Annotated in this window: 13 protein-coding genes; 7 read left to right on the top strand and 6 right to left on the bottom strand. The window is 42.9% G+C overall.

Annotated elements, in window-relative coordinates; genetic code table 11:
* Positions 1-1305, top strand: a complete 1305-nt coding sequence (locus tag LVD17_RS01070) for an amidohydrolase family protein (protein WP_233764126.1) — start codon at positions 1-3, stop codon at positions 1303-1305.
* A gap of 68 nt (positions 1306-1373) precedes the next feature.
* Here the strand turns inward: LVD17_RS01070 and LVD17_RS01065 are convergent, their stop codons facing one another.
* Positions 1374-2183: a M48 family metalloprotease gene (locus tag LVD17_RS01065; RefSeq protein WP_233767999.1), complete on the bottom strand. Its 810-nt coding sequence runs from the start codon at positions 2181-2183 to the stop codon at positions 1374-1376.
* Positions 2184-2355: 172 nt separating this feature from the next.
* Here LVD17_RS01065 and guaA point away from each other — a divergent pair, with 172 nt between their 5' ends.
* The 4 genes from guaA to LVD17_RS01045 all read left to right on the top strand — a co-directional run bounded on the left by guaA (position 2356) and on the right by LVD17_RS01045 (position 7905).
* The gene (gene guaA, locus LVD17_RS01060) at positions 2356-3885 is read left to right on the top strand and encodes a glutamine-hydrolyzing GMP synthase (RefSeq protein WP_233764125.1); all 1530 of its coding nucleotides are present in this window, start codon (positions 2356-2358) and stop codon (positions 3883-3885) included.
* An 81-nt stretch (positions 3886-3966) separates the two neighbouring features.
* Positions 3967-5736, top strand: coding sequence for an ABC transporter substrate-binding protein (locus LVD17_RS01055; protein WP_233764121.1), 1770 nt, complete (start codon positions 3967-3969; stop codon positions 5734-5736).
* Complete coding sequence (gene hemL, locus LVD17_RS01050; RefSeq protein WP_233764120.1) at positions 5717-7006, top strand: glutamate-1-semialdehyde 2,1-aminomutase; 1290 nt, start codon at positions 5717-5719, stop codon at positions 7004-7006. Before LVD17_RS01055 ends, hemL begins: the two co-directional genes overlap by 20 nt.
* Positions 7007-7089: 83 nt before the next feature.
* Entirely contained in the window at positions 7090-7905 is an 816-nt protein-coding gene (locus LVD17_RS01045; protein WP_233764118.1) for a hypothetical protein, read from the top strand.
* Positions 7906-8164: 259 nt separating this feature from the next.
* Here LVD17_RS01045 and LVD17_RS01040 read toward each other — a convergent pair whose 3' ends face one another.
* Positions 8165-9415, bottom strand: a complete 1251-nt coding sequence (locus tag LVD17_RS01040; protein ID WP_233764117.1) for a DUF3667 domain-containing protein — start codon at positions 9413-9415, stop codon at positions 8165-8167.
* Positions 9416-9656: 241 nt separating this feature from the next.
* Between LVD17_RS01040 and LVD17_RS01035 the strand changes: the two genes are divergently transcribed.
* A complete protein-coding gene (locus tag LVD17_RS01035) occupies positions 9657-10688 on the top strand; it encodes a hypothetical protein (RefSeq protein WP_233764116.1) in 1032 nt (343 codons plus the stop codon).
* A gap of 66 nt (positions 10689-10754) precedes the next feature.
* Positions 10755-12011 carry an imidazolonepropionase gene (gene hutI / locus LVD17_RS01030; RefSeq protein ID WP_233764115.1) on the top strand — a complete coding sequence of 419 codons (1257 nt, stop codon included), beginning with the start codon at positions 10755-10757 and terminating at the stop codon, positions 12009-12011.
* On the opposite strand, the gene LVD17_RS01025 is transcribed toward hutI, so the two are convergent.
* The 4 genes from LVD17_RS01025 to LVD17_RS01010 all read right to left on the bottom strand — a co-directional run bounded on the left by LVD17_RS01025 (position 12008) and on the right by LVD17_RS01010 (position 16356).
* Entirely contained in the window at positions 12008-12415 is a 408-nt protein-coding gene (locus LVD17_RS01025) for an OsmC family protein (protein ID WP_233764113.1), read from the bottom strand. The two genes, hutI and LVD17_RS01025, sit on opposite strands and share 4 nt — an antisense overlap.
* A 110-nt stretch (positions 12416-12525) precedes the next feature.
* Entirely contained in the window at positions 12526-12939 is a 414-nt protein-coding gene (locus LVD17_RS01020) for a response regulator (protein WP_233764111.1), read from the bottom strand.
* A gap of 5 nt (positions 12940-12944) precedes the next feature.
* On the bottom strand, positions 12945-14564 hold the full coding sequence (locus LVD17_RS01015) for a PAS domain-containing sensor histidine kinase (protein ID WP_233764109.1): 1620 nt from the start codon (positions 14562-14564) through the stop codon (positions 12945-12947).
* Positions 14506-16356, bottom strand: a complete 1851-nt coding sequence (locus tag LVD17_RS01010) for a PAS domain-containing protein (RefSeq protein ID WP_233764107.1) — start codon at positions 16354-16356, stop codon at positions 14506-14508. The genes LVD17_RS01015 and LVD17_RS01010 overlap by 59 nt, the downstream gene beginning before the upstream one ends.
* Positions 16357-16448 lie beyond the last annotated feature (92 nt).

The following is a 16448-nucleotide window of genomic DNA, read 5'->3' as shown; positions in this document are numbered from 1 at the left end:
ATGAAGAATTTTAAATATATATTTCTTGGTCTGATCTTACTGGCAGCCCAACTGGCTGAGGCTCAAAATGCAAAGGGGAAAACCGGAACATTTGCCCTTACGAATGCCAATCTGGTTACCATTACCAATGGCACAATTTCCAACGCCACATTGATCATTGCGGATGGCAAAATCTCTGCTTTGGGCAAAGATGTTACGGTCCCCGAAGGCGCTGAGGTGATTGACTGTACAGGCCTTTCCGTTTACCCGGGTATGATCGAAGGAGGCTCCAGGCTGGGGCTTTCCGAAGTAGGCTCCGATGCCCGTACCCGTGATTATAATGAAGTAGGAGATGTTATCCCTCAGATGAGGGCGCTGACTGCTGTTAACCCTAATTCCGTACTGATACCCGTAACCAGAATAAGTGGAGTTACTACTGCATTGGCTGTTCCTGACGGGAGCTTGTTTCCTGGTACTGCTGCATTGGTAAACCTGCATGGCTACACCCCGGATCAGATGTATGCTGGTTTCGAAGCCGTAGTTTTGAATTTCCCATCGACTGGTAAGCGTGGCCGGTGGGATAGCAGGTCAGAAGAAGATATAAAAAAGGATGCAGAAAAAGCATTGAAACAGCTCAACGACGCCTGGGACAAAGCCGTAGCCTATTACCGCATAGATTCTGCCATCCGTGTGAAAGACAGCAAAAAAGAAATGCAGTATTATCCTGAGATGGAAAACTTACTGCCGGTGGTAAGAGGAGAGAAAACCTTGCTTGTGGAAGTAAATGCCGCTGATGACATAAAAGCAGCAATTGATTGGGTGGCAGATAAAAATATCAAGGTGGTTTTTAGTGGGGTTTCCGAAGGCTGGAGAGTAGCTGAAAAGCTGGCTGAGGCTAAGATACCTGTTATAGCAGGGCCTGTACTGAGTATTCCTAACAGAGAGTACGATCGGTACGACAGGTCGTATGCTAACCCTGGTATAATGCAGAAAGCAGGAGTAAAGGTAGCCATAAAAACTGCTGATACTGAGAATGTCAGAAACCTGCCATACAATGCAGGCTTTGCAGCAACCTACGGTATGGGCAAAGAGGAGGCCCTGAAAGCTATTACCATTGTACCCGCCGAGATATTTGAAGTGGCGGACCAACTGGGTTCTTTGGAAAAAGGAAAAATAGCCAATGTGTTTGTTGCTGATGGAGATCCTTTTGAAACCGAAACACAGGTCAGGCATTTGTTCATACAAGGCTGGAAAATCCCGCTGGAAAGTAGACAAACGAAATTGTATGATGAGTTTTTAGAAAGGGAACCCGGCTTAAAGAAGTAACGGGCTAACTGCTGTGAAAAGCCGGTTAAGATTTCGAAATCCTAACCGGCTTTTTATTATAATAAACTTTATAGCAATGCTTTAAATGCGTCATAATCAGTGTCTGTTGCCAGAGTGGTGTCACATCCTGCCTCATCAGCAGTAGTGTTAATATCGGCAACCCTGTTTTCGGGGCTGGGGTGAGTACTCAAAAACTCCGGAGGAGAAGCCTGGTTTTCGTCCAGCAGGCTTTCAAAGAAAAAGGCTGCTCCATTGCACGCATATTTGGTGTCAGCTAAGTATAGTACCGATTCATCATCAGCTTCAGCTTCAAATTCACGGCTGAACTTTAGTCCTGCAACCGTGCCAGCTATTTGCCCGGCAATTTCCTGCAGTGCTGAAGGATCTTCGCCCAGAGCAATGCTCAGAAGAAGAGAAACACCATATTGTTTCTGCAAATTCCTGCTGGTGTGCCTTAAATCGGCATGTGCTATTTCGTGACCAAGTACTCCCGCCAGGGCATCTGCAGTTTCCAGATACTTTATGAGTCCGGTATAAACGTAGATATAGCCCCCGGGAGTGGCAAAAGCGTTTAATACGTCGTCATCATTTACCAGAGTCACCTCCCAAACAAACTCATCGCGGTAAGCTACCTCATTACTGCTAAGTATTTCATTTACCATACCATTGATGTATGCATAAGCCTCCTGGTTTTCACTTTGAGCAATCAGGTCAAATGAAGGGTCGTTTGCAATTTCCTGGCTTACCTGCGCTCCCAGTGCTTTGTCATCTTCTACTGAAAAGAAAGGTGTGAAATTGTCATTCTTATCGCATGAAGAGAATATCACGAGAACTGCTAAAAGCAATGTGCTGCTGCTGAGATGTATAAATTTTCGCATCATAAACTTTGGTTATTTTTCTTATTAAGAAGTAAAAATTGTGCCAACAATGTTAACAAGGTTTAAATTAATATTAACACTTATAAATGTGTAACCAGCTCCACAATTTTTGTGTCAAGCATCTTTTTATAAATTAATAGTATTTCCACATCGGGCATACTATTTTTGCAGCATGGCAGAACAGATATTGATCCTGGACTTTGGCTCCCAGTATACTCAGCTCATAGCGAGGCGAGTAAGAGAACTCAACGTTTATTGTGAGATCCACCCATTCAACAATCCTCCACAGCTTACCGACGACATAAAAGGTGTTATTTTTTCAGGTAGCCCGTGCTCAGTAAGGCAGGAAGATGCTCCCGATGTAGACATTGATATGTACTGTGGCAAGGTGCCCGTACTGGGTGTATGCTATGGAGCTCAATTGATGGCCCAGAAAAGCGGAGGTAATGTGTTGCCTTCCGAAATAAGGGAGTATGGTCGTGCAAAACTCTCTAAAGTCGATCAACACAATGAGCTGATGAAGGAGATCTCCATAGACTCACAGGTGTGGATGTCACATGGTGATACTATATCTGAGCTGACAGATGCTTATGATATCATTGCCAGTACCTCATCGGTCAGGGTTGCTGCTTTTAAGAAGAAGGATGAACAGACCTATGGTATTCAGTTCCATCCGGAAGTTACCCACAGTCTTGAAGGTAAAAGGGTGTTGAGAAACTTTGTAGTGCACATCTGCGGGTGCTCTCAGGACTGGACTCCCGATATTTTTGTGGAAACCACTGTGGCTTCGCTGAAAGAGCAGCTCGGAGGCGACAAAGTAGTAATGGGCCTTTCCGGAGGTGTTGACTCATCCGTTGCAGCTACATTGATACACCATGCCATAGGTGAAAACCTGCACTGTATTTTCGTTGACAATGGCCTGTTGCGGAAAAATGAATTTGAAGATGTTCTTCACTCATACAAGGACATGGGTCTGAATGTGAAAGGTGTTGACGCTAAAGATAAATTCTATAATGCGCTTAAAGGGTTAACAGATCCTGAAGACAAAAGAAAGGCCATAGGAAGAGTGTTTATCGAGGTATTCGACGATGAAGCCCATAAAATCCAGAATGTCAAATGGCTTGGGCAGGGCACCATATACCCTGATGTGATTGAATCGGTTTCTGTTAAAGGGCCGTCTGCAACCATCAAGTCGCACCACAATGTGGGCGGGTTGCCCGATTTTATGAAGTTAAAGGTTGTGGAACCGCTGAACACACTATTTAAAGATGAGGTGCGTTTGGTAGGTAAAACATTAGAAATAGATCAGAATATTCTGGGAAGGCACCCATTTCCGGGGCCTGGGTTAGGCATCAGGATTTTGGGCGATATCACGCCACAGAAAGTGCATATACTGCAGCAGGTAGACCATATCTTTATCAATGGCCTTAAAAAAGCCGGGCTTTATGATGAGGTATGGCAGGCAGGAGCAATACTGCTGCCCATCCAGTCCGTGGGAGTTATGGGTGACGAGCGTACCTACGAGCAGGTAGTAAGTCTGAGGGCTGTGACCAGTGTCGACGGGATGACTGCAGATTGGTGCCACCTGCCGTATGATTTTCTGGCCGATGTCTCTAACGAAATAATCAATACGGTAAAAGGGGTTAACAGGGTTGTTTACGATATCAGCTCCAAGCCACCGGCCACCATAGAGTGGGAATAATACACCCTTAAATCATTGGCTAAGTATTGTCAACTCATAATGGATTGGCAAAGTCCGATACTGGTTTATACGAATTTTAACATGAGAATGAAACTGTCAAAAATACTAGTAGTTGTCTGTCTGTTGTTTATTACGATTGAAGCTTACACTCAGGTAAACTATCAGCAACAGTACCTTCACGCCAAGGAGCTGTTTAATGATGGGAAATACAGCCTGGCCATGGAAGCTTTTAAACCACTTCTTGAGCGGGTGGAGAGCAATCCGTTCCCTGCCTATTCGTCATTCTATTATGCTGTAGCGGCTTACAAAGATGGCTATCCGCCATTGGCGAAAAATATGTTTTTGCAGATCAAATCATATTTCCCGAAATGGTCTAAAATGCCAGAGGTTAACTTTTGGTTGGGAAAGATATATTTCGAAGCGGCTGAGTACAATCAGGGTCTAAACGTGCTGACTGAAATAAAGGACAAAACCTTTCAGGAAAACATCTATAACCTGAAATACCACACTTTTTCGGCAATAAAAGATGTGGAAGCCCTGAAAGTGATGTATGAAAACCATCCGAAAGAAAAATCCATAGGAGAGGTTCTGGCTATGAAAATAGCTAAACAGCCCCTTGTAAACCAGGACCAGGAATTGCTTGACGAGCTGATTACTAAATTTAATCTCGATAAAAAAGGATTGGATTTGGTAAAGGTTGATGAGTCGGTTTTTAAAGACAGGTATAAGGTTGCAGTGTTGTTCCCGTTCCTGATGAACCGCCTGGAGCCTACTGAAAGGAAGAAGATAAACCAGTTGATCCTGGATATATATCAGGGGATGCAACTGGCTATGGACACCTTAAAGGCGCAGGGTATTAAAGTGGAGCTGTTTGCTTACGACACCAAGCGAGACAGCGCAGCAACGGCAAGAATACTCGCCAGGGAGGAAATGAAAGGTATGGACTTGATAGTGGGCCCCTTCTTTTCCGAACCGAGAGAGCTCGTGCAGGATTTTTCGTTCAAGAACAAAATTAATATGATCAACCCGCTATCAACCGATTCTGATGTGATCGGGGTAAATCCTTATTCGTTTCTTCTACACCCTACCAATGAAACCATGGGGCGAAAAATGGCTGAATACGTGGCTAAAAACGCGAGGCGGAAAACGGGTATCATATTTTATGGAGAGGATAGCAGGGATTCTACACTTGCACATGCTTTCAAGCAAAGGATAGAAAAAGAAGGCTTTAAAATTATCATCAATAGGGAAATTCGCAAGCACGAAACCCGTCAGGTCCTGGATATCCTGGTTGCCAGCGGAAAAATCAAGGACATGGCATCGGATGACGCCAAAGACAGGCTAAGACTGGCACCGGATAGTATCGGTTATATCTTTGTGGCATCAAATAATGACCTGATCTCTACCAAAGTGATTAGTGCCGTAGAGACCCGGGGAGATTCGATTATGGTCATCGGTTCGGCTGACTGGCTGGACCTGCCGGTAATCAATTATGAGGCTTATTACCGTTTGGGTGCCGTACTATACGCACCCATGTACATGCATAAAGAAACGGATGCTTATGAGATTTTCAGAGATCAGTATGTAAAGAAACATAAGGTGCCCCCAACTCCACATGCCGAGGTGGGTTATGACCTGATGCATCTTGTAGGGTATAGCCTCGACAAGTATGGGAAATATTTCCAGATAGGTTGGGATAAAGAAAAGCTTTTAAAAGGACATTTAACAATAGGATATAGCTTCCAAAATTCTCAGGACAACAAACTTGTTCCTATCCTGGAATTTGGGGACGAGGGCCTTGAAGTAAAATACGAATTAGAAGAAGATAAAAATGAAGATCGAAAGAAGTAGAGAATTATTTTCAAAAGCACAGCAATTCATTCCGGGAGGGGTCAACTCACCTGTAAGAGCTTTTAAAGCCGTAGGAGGGGACCCTTTATTTATTAAGTCCTCCAAAGGAGCCTACATGTATGATGAAGATGGTAACAAATACGTTGACCTGATCAATTCATGGGGGCCAATGGTATTGGGGCATGGAAATGAAGCTATTGAAAAAGCGGTTACGGAAGCGGTAAAATCTTCATTGTCATTTGGAGCACCCACGGCTAAGGAAGTTGAAATAGCTGAATTGATAACCTCGATGGTGCCTTCCATAGAAAAAGTGCGGATGGTAAACTCCGGTACGGAAGCTACCATGTCGGCAGTGAGGCTGGCGCGAGGCTTTACCGGCCGCGATAAAATGATAAAATTTGAAGGCTGCTACCACGGGCACGGAGATTCGTTCCTGATAGCCGCAGGTAGCGGGGTAGCCACTATGGGTACGCCTGACAGTCCCGGCGTTACCAAAGGAACGGCAGAAGATACTTTAACAGCCCCATTCAATGATTTACAGGCAGTAAAAGACCTGGCAGCCAAGAATAATGGCAATATTGCTGCCATCATCCTTGAACCTGTAGCAGGTAACATGGGCTGCGTGCTGCCGGAAGAAGGATACTTGCAAGGCTTGCGTGACCTTTGTGATCAGGAGGGTATCCTGCTTATCTTTGATGAAGTCATGACAGGGTTTCGTCTGGCTAAAGGTGGTGCACAGGAGCTATTCGGTGTAAGGCCTGATCTTACTACTATGGGCAAAATTATTGGAGGAGGAATGCCTGTCGGAGCTTATGGAGGCCGCGCCGAAATTATGGATTATGTTTCCCCTTCAGGACCTGTTTATCAGGCGGGCACACTTTCAGGAAACCCCATTGCCATGTCTGCTGGACTGGCGATGCTAAACCACCTCAATGATCATCCGGAGGTTTACCGGCAGCTGGAAGACACTACCTCATACATTGCTGCCGGTTTTCAGGAAAACCTTGACAAACTGGGCTTGAACTATACCATCAATCAGTTGGGCTCTATGGTTAGCCTGTTCTTTACGGACCAGAAAGTAACCGATTTTGCTTCTGCCAAAACCTCCGATACGACACTGTTTGGAAAGTATTTCAGAGGCATGCTTGAACATGGCGTTTATTTGCCTCCTTCGCAGTTTGAGACCCTATTTGTATCAACAGCTGTAGATAAATCCGTAGCTGACGACATCATTAAAGCTAACTACGAAGTGTTGGCTTCGCTTAAGTAGTACCATCATGCACCGGGCTTCACCGGCCCGGTGTAAAACTTCCTTTCATTATTTATTATTAATTTATCCCGTACCTTGCAGCCATGAGTGTAAATACCTCAGAAACTTTGGCGTTTGACTCTATAGAGGAGTTGAAATCTAAACTCGCAAAAATTAATGACCAGGAAAAGAAAGCCAGGCTCACGCGGTTTATTGTTTCCGCGCTCAGTAACATACCCTGGATAGGAGGGTTTATTGGCGCTGGCTCTGCATTCCATGCGGAAAGGGAGCAGGGGAGGATCAATGACCTGCAAAGGCTATGGATGGAAGAGCACCAAAGGAAGATAGAGGAACTTGCTCATGTTATTTTCAGGATACTCGATAAAATTGAAAGTGCCGGAGCAGATGCTCAGGAAAGGATAGCCAGCGATGAGTACCAGAGCCTTGTGCGAAAGGGGTTCAAAGAATGGAACGACGCCGAGACTATTGAGAAGAAAGAGTGCATCCGCAGACTGCTGACCAATGCTTCTACATCTACCATGTCCACCGACGACATGGTTCGCTTGTTCATTGACTGGATCAAGACCTATCATGAAACCCATTTTATGGTGATCAGAGAAGTCTACAAACACCAAAGTATAACCCGCAGGCAAATCTGGGGTAACATTAGTAGTATAGTACCTGCCGAAGATTCCATCGAAGCGGATCTTTACAAGCTACTCATCCGCGACCTGAGTACTGGTGGCATCATCCGTCAGGTTAAAAAGCGTACATACCTTGAAGGTGAGAAACCAGCCACCAAACCACCCAAAAACGGCAAATATAAATCAGCCTTCGATGACGCGGAGCAGTATGAGCTTACAGAGCTGGGCAGGTGCTTTGTTCACTATACCATGGAGGAGGTTGAGCAGATCGGGTAATGGGTTTATAGCATGTGCTTCATTATTTTCGTGCAGTAAAACTACCCTATAGTTAGATTTTCTTCAACAACCCAATTACGCACTGATTGATGCAATTCCAAATATGCTATACCCGTTAAAATATGACCGGGTAGAACCCTGACAAACATCACCTTATAAAATGACCTGCAGCGGTAAGGACATACCACTGATATGCAGAAATTAGGACTGTGATACAAGGCAACCCTAAATTTCACCAATCACCGTTAATACAAGCCGGCTAGTAAAACAACATTGAAAGCAGCATTTCACATGTCAGGAATATACTAATACAGGACATATAGATAAATCCGGCAATGTTGAATTTTATCAGCGTTTTGAACCAATGCTGTTGGTATACTCTCAAAAATGAGAAGTACGCATAGGCAGATACGATCAGGAAACCGATGAACCCGACCGTAGTCTGCATGCCTTCGTTTTCAATAGCATAGATCATGATCATAAGACACAATCCATAAGCCAGGTAGGCAAAAGAATGTAAATGAAGCCCATGTATGAGGTGATGAATGTAGAAGTTCTTTTTCCGGCGGATATACAGAAGTTTGAGAGTTAAAGCAAAAATAGGGATAAGGATAAGCATCATCAATGGCAGATTTTTAAGGATATAGTCCACAATCTGCTCATTACCGGCCCTCATTACCCTTATCGATTGCATGGCAATGTGTTCCTCAAAAGGAGAGGGGTTTTTAAGATTCATTGAGTCCAGTATTTGCTGGTCACTGATTTTACGATTGTCTTTAAGCTTTGAGATCAGCTTCCAGTCTATCTGTACAAATATTGAAGCATCCTTTTCCTTATCAGTAAGTGTGGCCTTGGCCTGTTCGGTGGCAGTGGTATCTGCTATGGTCAAAGAATCCTGAACCTGTACAGTAGCGAGCAGACTGTCAGGTACGAAAATTCCCAGCATCACAAGCTGGCCTGGTGTCAATTCCGACTTTAACGACTCTATATCTTCCCGGGAGAGATTGTCATGAACTACTTTTTGAAGGTTTTTCAGGTCTTCGCCTTCAAGCTCTTCTTTCATTTTGTTTAAAGTTGAGTCAGGCACCAGCTTCTTAAGCTTTTTCCGGGTTTCCCGGTCAAGTTCGTCAATGTCATTGATGCTGTAACTGTCTCCAATGATTGACTGATTGTCACTTTGATCAGCAACTATTTTGTTACCTACCATGGCAAACACAAAGAAGTAGAACAAGCTTATAATAAGGTATAGCCTGAGAGGGTGTGCATAACTGACCCTTTGACCGGCAATATATCTGTTAGTAAGAAAGCCCGGTTTAAAAAAGAAAGGCATTACGCTTCTTCCGAAAGTGCCGTCCACTGCGAAGTATGTACTGAAAAAATCACCGGCAAGGGTTCCGAAAGAGACGTTGTTATCATTGTTTTCCTGTCCGCAGTTTGGGCAATAGTTGTAAACCTGATCAAGCGTATAGCCGCAATTGAAGCATTGACTGGTCTTTCTTCTTATTTTCATTGCACGAATTATATGGGGCTGCAAATTATCAAAAAAATGGAATTGCCACGAAGCGGAACCGTGCAAATCCTTAAATATTAGTTACCTTCCCGCTTCAAAATGCATATATTGCAGGATGAAGCGATAACACGGGCCATTGGTATAGATGAAAAAAATCGCTTTTGTATCGCAAATTTTATTATTTTTATATCTTTGATTAACTTGTGTCCGGTTGGTAAACCTATTTTTTAATTTGATCACAGTGAAAAAGTCTCTCATTTTTTCTACAATTTTTCTTGTTGCAGCTATAGCCACGCATGCGCAAAAAAGAAATGACCAGCAGCCTGTAACGTACGAAGAACTGTATGATGAGCCGTATGCCATTAATACACTTTTTGTGCAGTTTCAGCCTATTTACGGTGAGTTATGGAAAGCCAACGTCAACGCAGGTTTTGGATTGGAAGCAACTTACTTTCATAAAGATAAAATGCAATTCAGGGCACATGCAAGAAAAACTTATTCGAGGAAGTTTGACCTTACCAGGGATATTGCTCATAAGAACAGTGAAGTGACCAATGAGATTGCTATCCTTAATTATTATGAGTTTGGAGGTACTTATCATGTCAAGGATTTTGATGAGAGCTCAAAAACAAAGATGTTCCTGTACCGAAAAAGCTATAAAGGAGACAAGTGGGCTTCACGTGTACCTTTAAGTGCTGAAATACCTTGCAAAGTAAGGAAAATATATGGTGCCAGACTAGGAGGCCTATTCTTTGATTCCGCTATTGATGTGAACAGATTGCTGGACGCTCAGGATAAAACAATGGAAGTTTTTAAGGATGACCTGGGAGGGCCTATCCCAATAGGTCAGGATGCTAATGGAGAGCCCGAAGATCTGGAAGTTTTTACCAGCATGAATGTGGCAGGTTTGTACCTGGGAGGATCAATGAGCTGGATCCGTAATGTAGCTGTTGATTTTGACAACAAATACCAGGAAGGTGTGGATGATCTTATCCTCACGGCTTTCTTCGATATTATTATTGCACCTTCAGTAGGTCTTGACGACATTCGTGTGGATGGCAGGACATTCTCATCTGATGTGCTTGATACCAGTATATTTGGTTTTAGAGCCGGCCTTGATGGTAAATTTAACAGAACACTGAGCTGGAGTTATGGCGGAGAGGTTGGCATCAGGCCCGGTGTTAAGGGGCAGGGCTTTTATGCACTGATCAAGATCAGCTTCCCTGTATACAGTACTAATCTTGATTATTCTGTAGAGGCATTCGGTAAATAATATAAAATATTGAAATAAATGCGAAGGCTGGTACCATGAAGTATCAGCCTTTTTTATTTTTGTGGTATGGAAATACTTATTCAGAATATAAAAGGTCTTGTGCAGGTTAGAAACACCAGCCTGAAATGGGTGGCTGGAGAGAGTATGGCCGATTTGCCGGTAATCGAAAATGCTTTCTTATACTTGAAGGATGGTAAAATAGCAGATTTTGGATACATGGACAATATGCCGGCTGTGGATGCCGATGAAGTGATCAATGCTTCCGGAAGGTTTGTATTTCCATCGTTTGTTGATTCACATACTCACCTGGTTTTTGCCGCGAGCCGGGAGGAAGAGTTTGTCTACAAGATAAAGGGTATGTCTTATGCTGAGATTGCCGCTAAGGGTGGGGGCATTCTTAATTCTGCCAAGAGACTTCAGCAAACTACTGAAGACGAGCTTTTTGAAAGCGCCATGATCCGTGCCCAGGAGATCATCAGATTTGGTACAGGGGTAGTTGAAATAAAAAGTGGTTATGGGCTTACGACAAGAGATGAAATTAAGATGTTGCGTGTGGCTAAAAGAGTAGGAGAGAGCAGTCCGCTTAGGGTAAAAACTACTTTTCTGGGAGCACATGCCATACCTAAGGATTATACTGACCGCAATGATTATATCAAACTCATTAAGGAGGAGATGATCCCGGCTATTGCTGAGGAAGGGCTTGCTGACTATATCGACGCTTTTTGTGAAAAGGGATTTTTTACGCCAGAAGAGACTGAAGATATTATGGAACACGGCAAGAAGTATGGGATGAAGCCTAAAATCCATGCCAACCAGTTGCATATATCTGGTGGCGTACAGGTAGGTGTGAAGACGGGAGCAGTGAGTGTAGATCACCTGGAAGCCATGGGTGAAGAGGAGATCAAGGCACTTCAGCAAACGGATGTTATGCCTACCTTGCTCCCTGGTGCTGCATTTTTTCTTGGTACATCTTATCCACCGGCAAGGGACATGCTCAATGCAGGCCTGCCGCTAGCGCTGGCTACGGACTATAACCCGGGAAGTGCCCCTTGCGGAAATATGCCATTGATGCTGTCCCTGGCATGTATAAAAATGAAAATGACTCCTGAGGAAGCTATTAATGCAGCTACTATCAATACAGCGTATGCCCTCGAGCTTCAGAATGAGTATGGTAGCATTACCAAAGGTAAGGTGGCTAATGTTTTTATCACCAATGAAATACCATCGTATGCTTATATGCCGTATGCCTTTGGTTCAAACCTTATTCATACCACCATACTCAATGGAGAAATAATCAACAAAGGATTGTTTGATGCAGTTTAACTTCTGACCACTTCAGTACTAAAAGTAATATTGGCTTTTAGCGAAGAGGCTACAGAACAGTACTTTTCAAGTGAAAGTTTTGTTACCTTTTTCAATTCTTCCTCGTTTGCATCAGGAGAGGTGAGGATAAATTTAAGGTGTATATCTGTGTAATATTTGGGAGTTTCATCTCTTCTGGTTCCTTCCGCTTCAATGACGAAATCTACCAGGGTCTTTCTTCTTTTTTTAATCATGAGGGCCACTTCAACAGCCACGCAGCCTGAAAGAGCCGACAAAACCAACTCCATGGGAGACTGGTCAGCCTTGCCCTGGTCCTTCATATCAATCTTTACTTTGAGACCCTGTGAGTTAGTAGCCTCATATTCATAATCTGATACGTATCTTGTTTTAGTAACGGTTTTCATGTTTTAGTATTGAGATATTAGTATTGAGTAATGAGATATCTGGTTAAAATTAAGCTGAAATTCCCGGATGTTAAAGGGTTTCCATAAGCAATGGTTAAACAATGTTAAGATCAGCTAAAGTGTTTTTGGATCAGGTTACTCATTATCTGGCTGGTAAGCGGTTTTGAGATATATTCTTTTACATCAGCATATGTATAGGCTTTGGTGATATCTTCCTGATATACAGATGAGCTGAGCATACACAGGATGGGTCTTTTTGTAAGGTTGGACCGGAAGCTGGTTTGATATTTTTCCAGAAACTGCCATCCATTCATAACAGGCATATTAATATCCAGAAAAATAATATCAGGAAATTCATCCGGAGAGGATTGGGCGGTTTCTTCAAGGTATTCCAGCGCTTCACGCGCCCTGATAAACGTAGTGATCTTATCTGCAGCTTTTGTCGTTTCTATAACCCTTTTATAGATGAAATTAGAAACGTCATCATCATCTATAATTACAATGCTATTCACTTTAGCCATCATCCTCGTCAATTCTTGTCTTTATGTACTTTAAAGTAAACGTTAAAAACGGATCCTACGTTGGGCTCACTTTCAGCCTCTATTTCTCCTCCCATAGATTCAATTTGAGATTTGATAATATAAAGGCCTAAACCTTTACCTTCAGTATCTTCATGAAATCTCTGATACATGCCAAACAGGCGGTCTTTATAGAGCGTAAGATCAATTCCTTTACCGTTGTCTTTTACGGACATGCAAATGTATTCACCTTTATTGTAAGTTCTAACATCTATATGTAAAGGTTTGTCACTTTTATATTTTACAGCATTGGAAACCAGGTTTTGTACAATGCTTTCAAGGAGAGGTTTTTTGAACATAATGTACTTTTCCTGGAAATCAAAATTTAATTCAGCTCCGGAGCTTGCAATTTGTGATGCAAGGTTGGTTGTAACAATGTCAAAAACTTCTTCAAAATAAATCTTTTCATCGGGTTCATAGCGGTTGTCCTTTACCGCTACAAGTTGAATAATATCATTGAGTGTAGACTTTAACTGATCTACTGAGATTTCTATTTTATCCAGAACCTCCGCATTCCCAGAGGCATTGAGGTTTTCCTTATCTATAAACTGGAGTAGAGTATCTATATTAACAACCGGAGCACGCAGATTGTGAGATGTGATATACGCAAACTGTCTCAATTCGTGGTTGGAGGCAGTTAGTTCTTCAGTAAGACTGATAAGCGCATTCTCAGCCTGTTTTCGCTCAGAGATATCGAAGATCATCAATAGTATACAGTTTTTGTTGTCGATGCTGATTAACTCTGCGGAAAGGATTACATCCCTGATGCCATTGTCCCGCGTTCGCAGGCGGCCATCAAAACCGTTTACCCTCCCTTCTCTTTTAAGCTCACTTATAAAGGCATTGCGGTCGCCGTCATCGGCCCAAAAGCCAAGGTCAATGGCCGATGAGCCGATTACTTCTTCCCTGGGCATATTGACTAACTGCAGAAACCTGTCATTGACTTCAAGCAGCTCACCATTTTCGATATGAGATATTGTAATGGGAATCGGGCTGATATGAAAAGCTTTATAGAACCTTTTTTCTGACTCCCTGGCCTCCAGTTCGCTTTTTTTGGTCTTGGTTATGTCACGAATGACAGCAAAGACCTGTCTGGCCTTATATTTTACAATTCTTGCCTCGAAATACATTTCTTCCCCGTCGATACTGATCGAGTACTCAAGGGTTTGAATGGTATTATCATCATGAGCGGCCCTGAACTTCGCAAGGAACTGAGCAGCCAGTTCCGGAGCAAACAACTCCTTGACGTTCCTGCCTACAAGCTCGTGTGGAGGAAGCAGAAGTGTGGACCGGTCCGATACCTGGCAGTGTAGATAAGTCCCGTCAATGTTTAATATAAAAATGATATCGGGCAAGGCGCTAAGCAGTGCTCTGTTGCGATTTTCACTTTCCTTCAGGTTTACTTCAGCCTTCTTTTTATCAGTAATATCCTGTATTGATCCAACCATTTTCACTGCCTTGCCATCCTTGTCAGTAGTAAGCTCTGCCCTGTAGGTTACATACCGTACTTCATTATCTTTTCTGATGATCCGGGCGTCTAGCTGGCAGGGTTCTTTTTTTTTGCAATACATAATTAAATGCTTCCTTTGCTTTTTTTCTATCTTCCGGGTGCAGTACCTCTATGCAATATTCAAATGACGGAGTGACTTTACCGGGTTCTAACCCACATATTCTGTAGTATTCGTCGGACCATAGCAGCTCATGGCTATCCACATGCCACTCCCAACTACCCAGACTTGCCACCCGCTGGGCTTCAATAAGATTGGCTTCGCTTTTCCTAAGCCGGTCTTCTATGGCTTTTTGCTTTGAAACATCCAGTATTATACCTTCGAGGGACAGCATTTTGCCATTTTTGTCGAATATCCCCTGTCCCCGTTCAAACATAAACTTGATATCACCGCTTTTGGTTAATATTCTGTATTGAATTTCGAAGATCTCCCGGTGCTCAAGGGCCTCTCTTATTTTTCTCCAGACATAGTCTACATCATCAGGATGGGTAATTTTTTTTAATGAGATAGGATCATTTTCCCTCAAAAACTCATCAGGCGAATAGCCGGTCAGCTCAGTAGAGCCGTTACTGGCGAAATTCATGGTCCAGTCGGGATCATTTTTGCAGCCATAAACCATACCCGGTAGGTTTTCCAGTATGGTGCTGAGCTTAGCCTGACTTTCCTTAATCAGTTCTTCGCCTTCCTTACGCTCTGTTATAAACTCTGAAAACATGATGATGCCTTTAATGGTGCCGTCAAAATCCCTCCAGGGCGTGTTTTGCCAACGGATCCACTCACGTTTCCCATCTGCTTTGATGAAAAAATCATCTTCTTTCAGAATTGTAGCCCCTTCCAGGCATTTTTTATGTAAATGCTTCCAGTCTTCCCTTACATCTTCAAATATCTCGTAGTGGTTTAATCCTACAATCTTTTCAATGTTCATCTCCTCGTCTTTTACCCACCAGTCTTCAAGGTACTTGGCGCTACATGCCACATAATTCATGTCCTTATCCAGCATGGCAAGGGATAACGGTGTATTTTTGATCAGTTCCTTCAGGTTCTCTTCGGAAGATTTTAAAGAATTAAAGTATTTCTTTTGTTCAGTAACATCTCTTACCACCGATAAAATAACCGTTTGGCCCTCCCATTCAAATGGAACAATTATGGATTCGCCGGTAAGGACGGATCCATCAAAACAAACAAACTCCTGCTCAAATTTTGGGGCGGCACTACCCGTCTCTAATATTGATTGTATTCGCTGCCTGGTAATGTCATAATTTTCTTTTTTTGCGAATTTTTGAATCGAACGGCCGATGATATCCTCTCGTGATGCCGCCTTCAGGAGGTCAGCCGCTGTTTTATTGACATATAAAATAATGCCTTGAGGGGTGTGTATGAGCAGGGCATTAGGGGAATACTTTAAAAGTTTTGAAGTAAATTCTTCATTTTGAGATAAGGCCTTATCAACTGATCTTGTTTTGTCTTTAGGAGAATCAATACATATCCCTGAGATACCCGCTACTTTTTCTTCTTCATCAAAAATACAATCTCCGGAGAAGGTTAATAGTTTTAAGGTCCCTGATGGGGTTTTGATCCGTGCTTCGTAAGTGAAGCTGATATTGGCATTCAATGCATCATTTATGGTTTGTTTAAAACCTGGTCTGTCCTCCTCATGAACAATATTGAGTAAGTCATCTAAGCTTTTAAGGAGAGAGTGAGGGGTCTCAAACATATCACGGCATATTGCTGACAACATAATCCTGTCTTGCTCAGCATTCCAGTTCCATAGGCCGGGATTGCTACTTTCCCTCGCGATTAGCAATGGAAAATAGGATTTTTCAAGATGTTCATAATACTCTTTCTTGACGGGCATCTTTAGAAATATAGAAAAAAGCGGACAAAAATACCATTATCAAAGAGTATTCTTGTTATTGACTCGTAACATTTAGTTGAATGGGGATGTTA

This window comes from Fulvivirga ulvae (genome assembly GCF_021389975.1).
GTDB classification, from domain to species: Bacteria; Bacteroidota; Bacteroidia; order Cytophagales; family Cyclobacteriaceae; genus Fulvivirga; species Fulvivirga ulvae.
Note: the sequence above shows the minus strand (reverse complement) of the source record. Positions and strands in the feature narration are given on the sequence as shown.

Bases quoted from the DNA above. Each gene is read 5' to 3' on its own strand.
- LVD17_RS01065 (WP_233767999.1), bottom strand. From the start codon at position 2,183: ATGCGAAAATTTATACATCTCAGCAGCAGCACATTGCTTTTAGCAGTT.
- LVD17_RS01070 (WP_233764126.1), top strand. From the start codon at position 1: ATGAAGAATTTTAAATATATATTTCTTGGTCTGATCTTACTGGCAGCC.
- LVD17_RS01040 (WP_233764117.1), bottom strand. From the start codon at position 9,415: ATGAAAATAAGAAGAAAGACCAGTCAATGCTTCAATTGCGGCTATACG.
- LVD17_RS01045 (WP_233764118.1), top strand. From the start codon at position 7,090: ATGAGTGTAAATACCTCAGAAACTTTGGCGTTTGACTCTATAGAGGAG.
- LVD17_RS01025 (WP_233764113.1), bottom strand. From the start codon at position 12,415: ATGAAAACCGTTACTAAAACAAGATACGTATCAGATTATGAATATGAG.
- guaA (WP_233764125.1), top strand. From the start codon at position 2,356: ATGGCAGAACAGATATTGATCCTGGACTTTGGCTCCCAGTATACTCAG.
- LVD17_RS01010 (WP_233764107.1), bottom strand. From the start codon at position 16,356: ATGCCCGTCAAGAAAGAGTATTATGAACATCTTGAAAAATCCTATTTT.
- LVD17_RS01015 (WP_233764109.1), bottom strand. From the start codon at position 14,564: ATGTATTGCAAAAAAAAAGAACCCTGCCAGCTAGACGCCCGGATCATC.
- hemL (WP_233764120.1), top strand. From the start codon at position 5,717: ATGAAGATCGAAAGAAGTAGAGAATTATTTTCAAAAGCACAGCAATTC.
- LVD17_RS01055 (WP_233764121.1), top strand. From the start codon at position 3,967: ATGAGAATGAAACTGTCAAAAATACTAGTAGTTGTCTGTCTGTTGTTT.
- LVD17_RS01020 (WP_233764111.1), bottom strand. From the start codon at position 12,939: ATGATGGCTAAAGTGAATAGCATTGTAATTATAGATGATGATGACGTT.
- hutI (WP_233764115.1), top strand. From the start codon at position 10,755: ATGGAAATACTTATTCAGAATATAAAAGGTCTTGTGCAGGTTAGAAAC.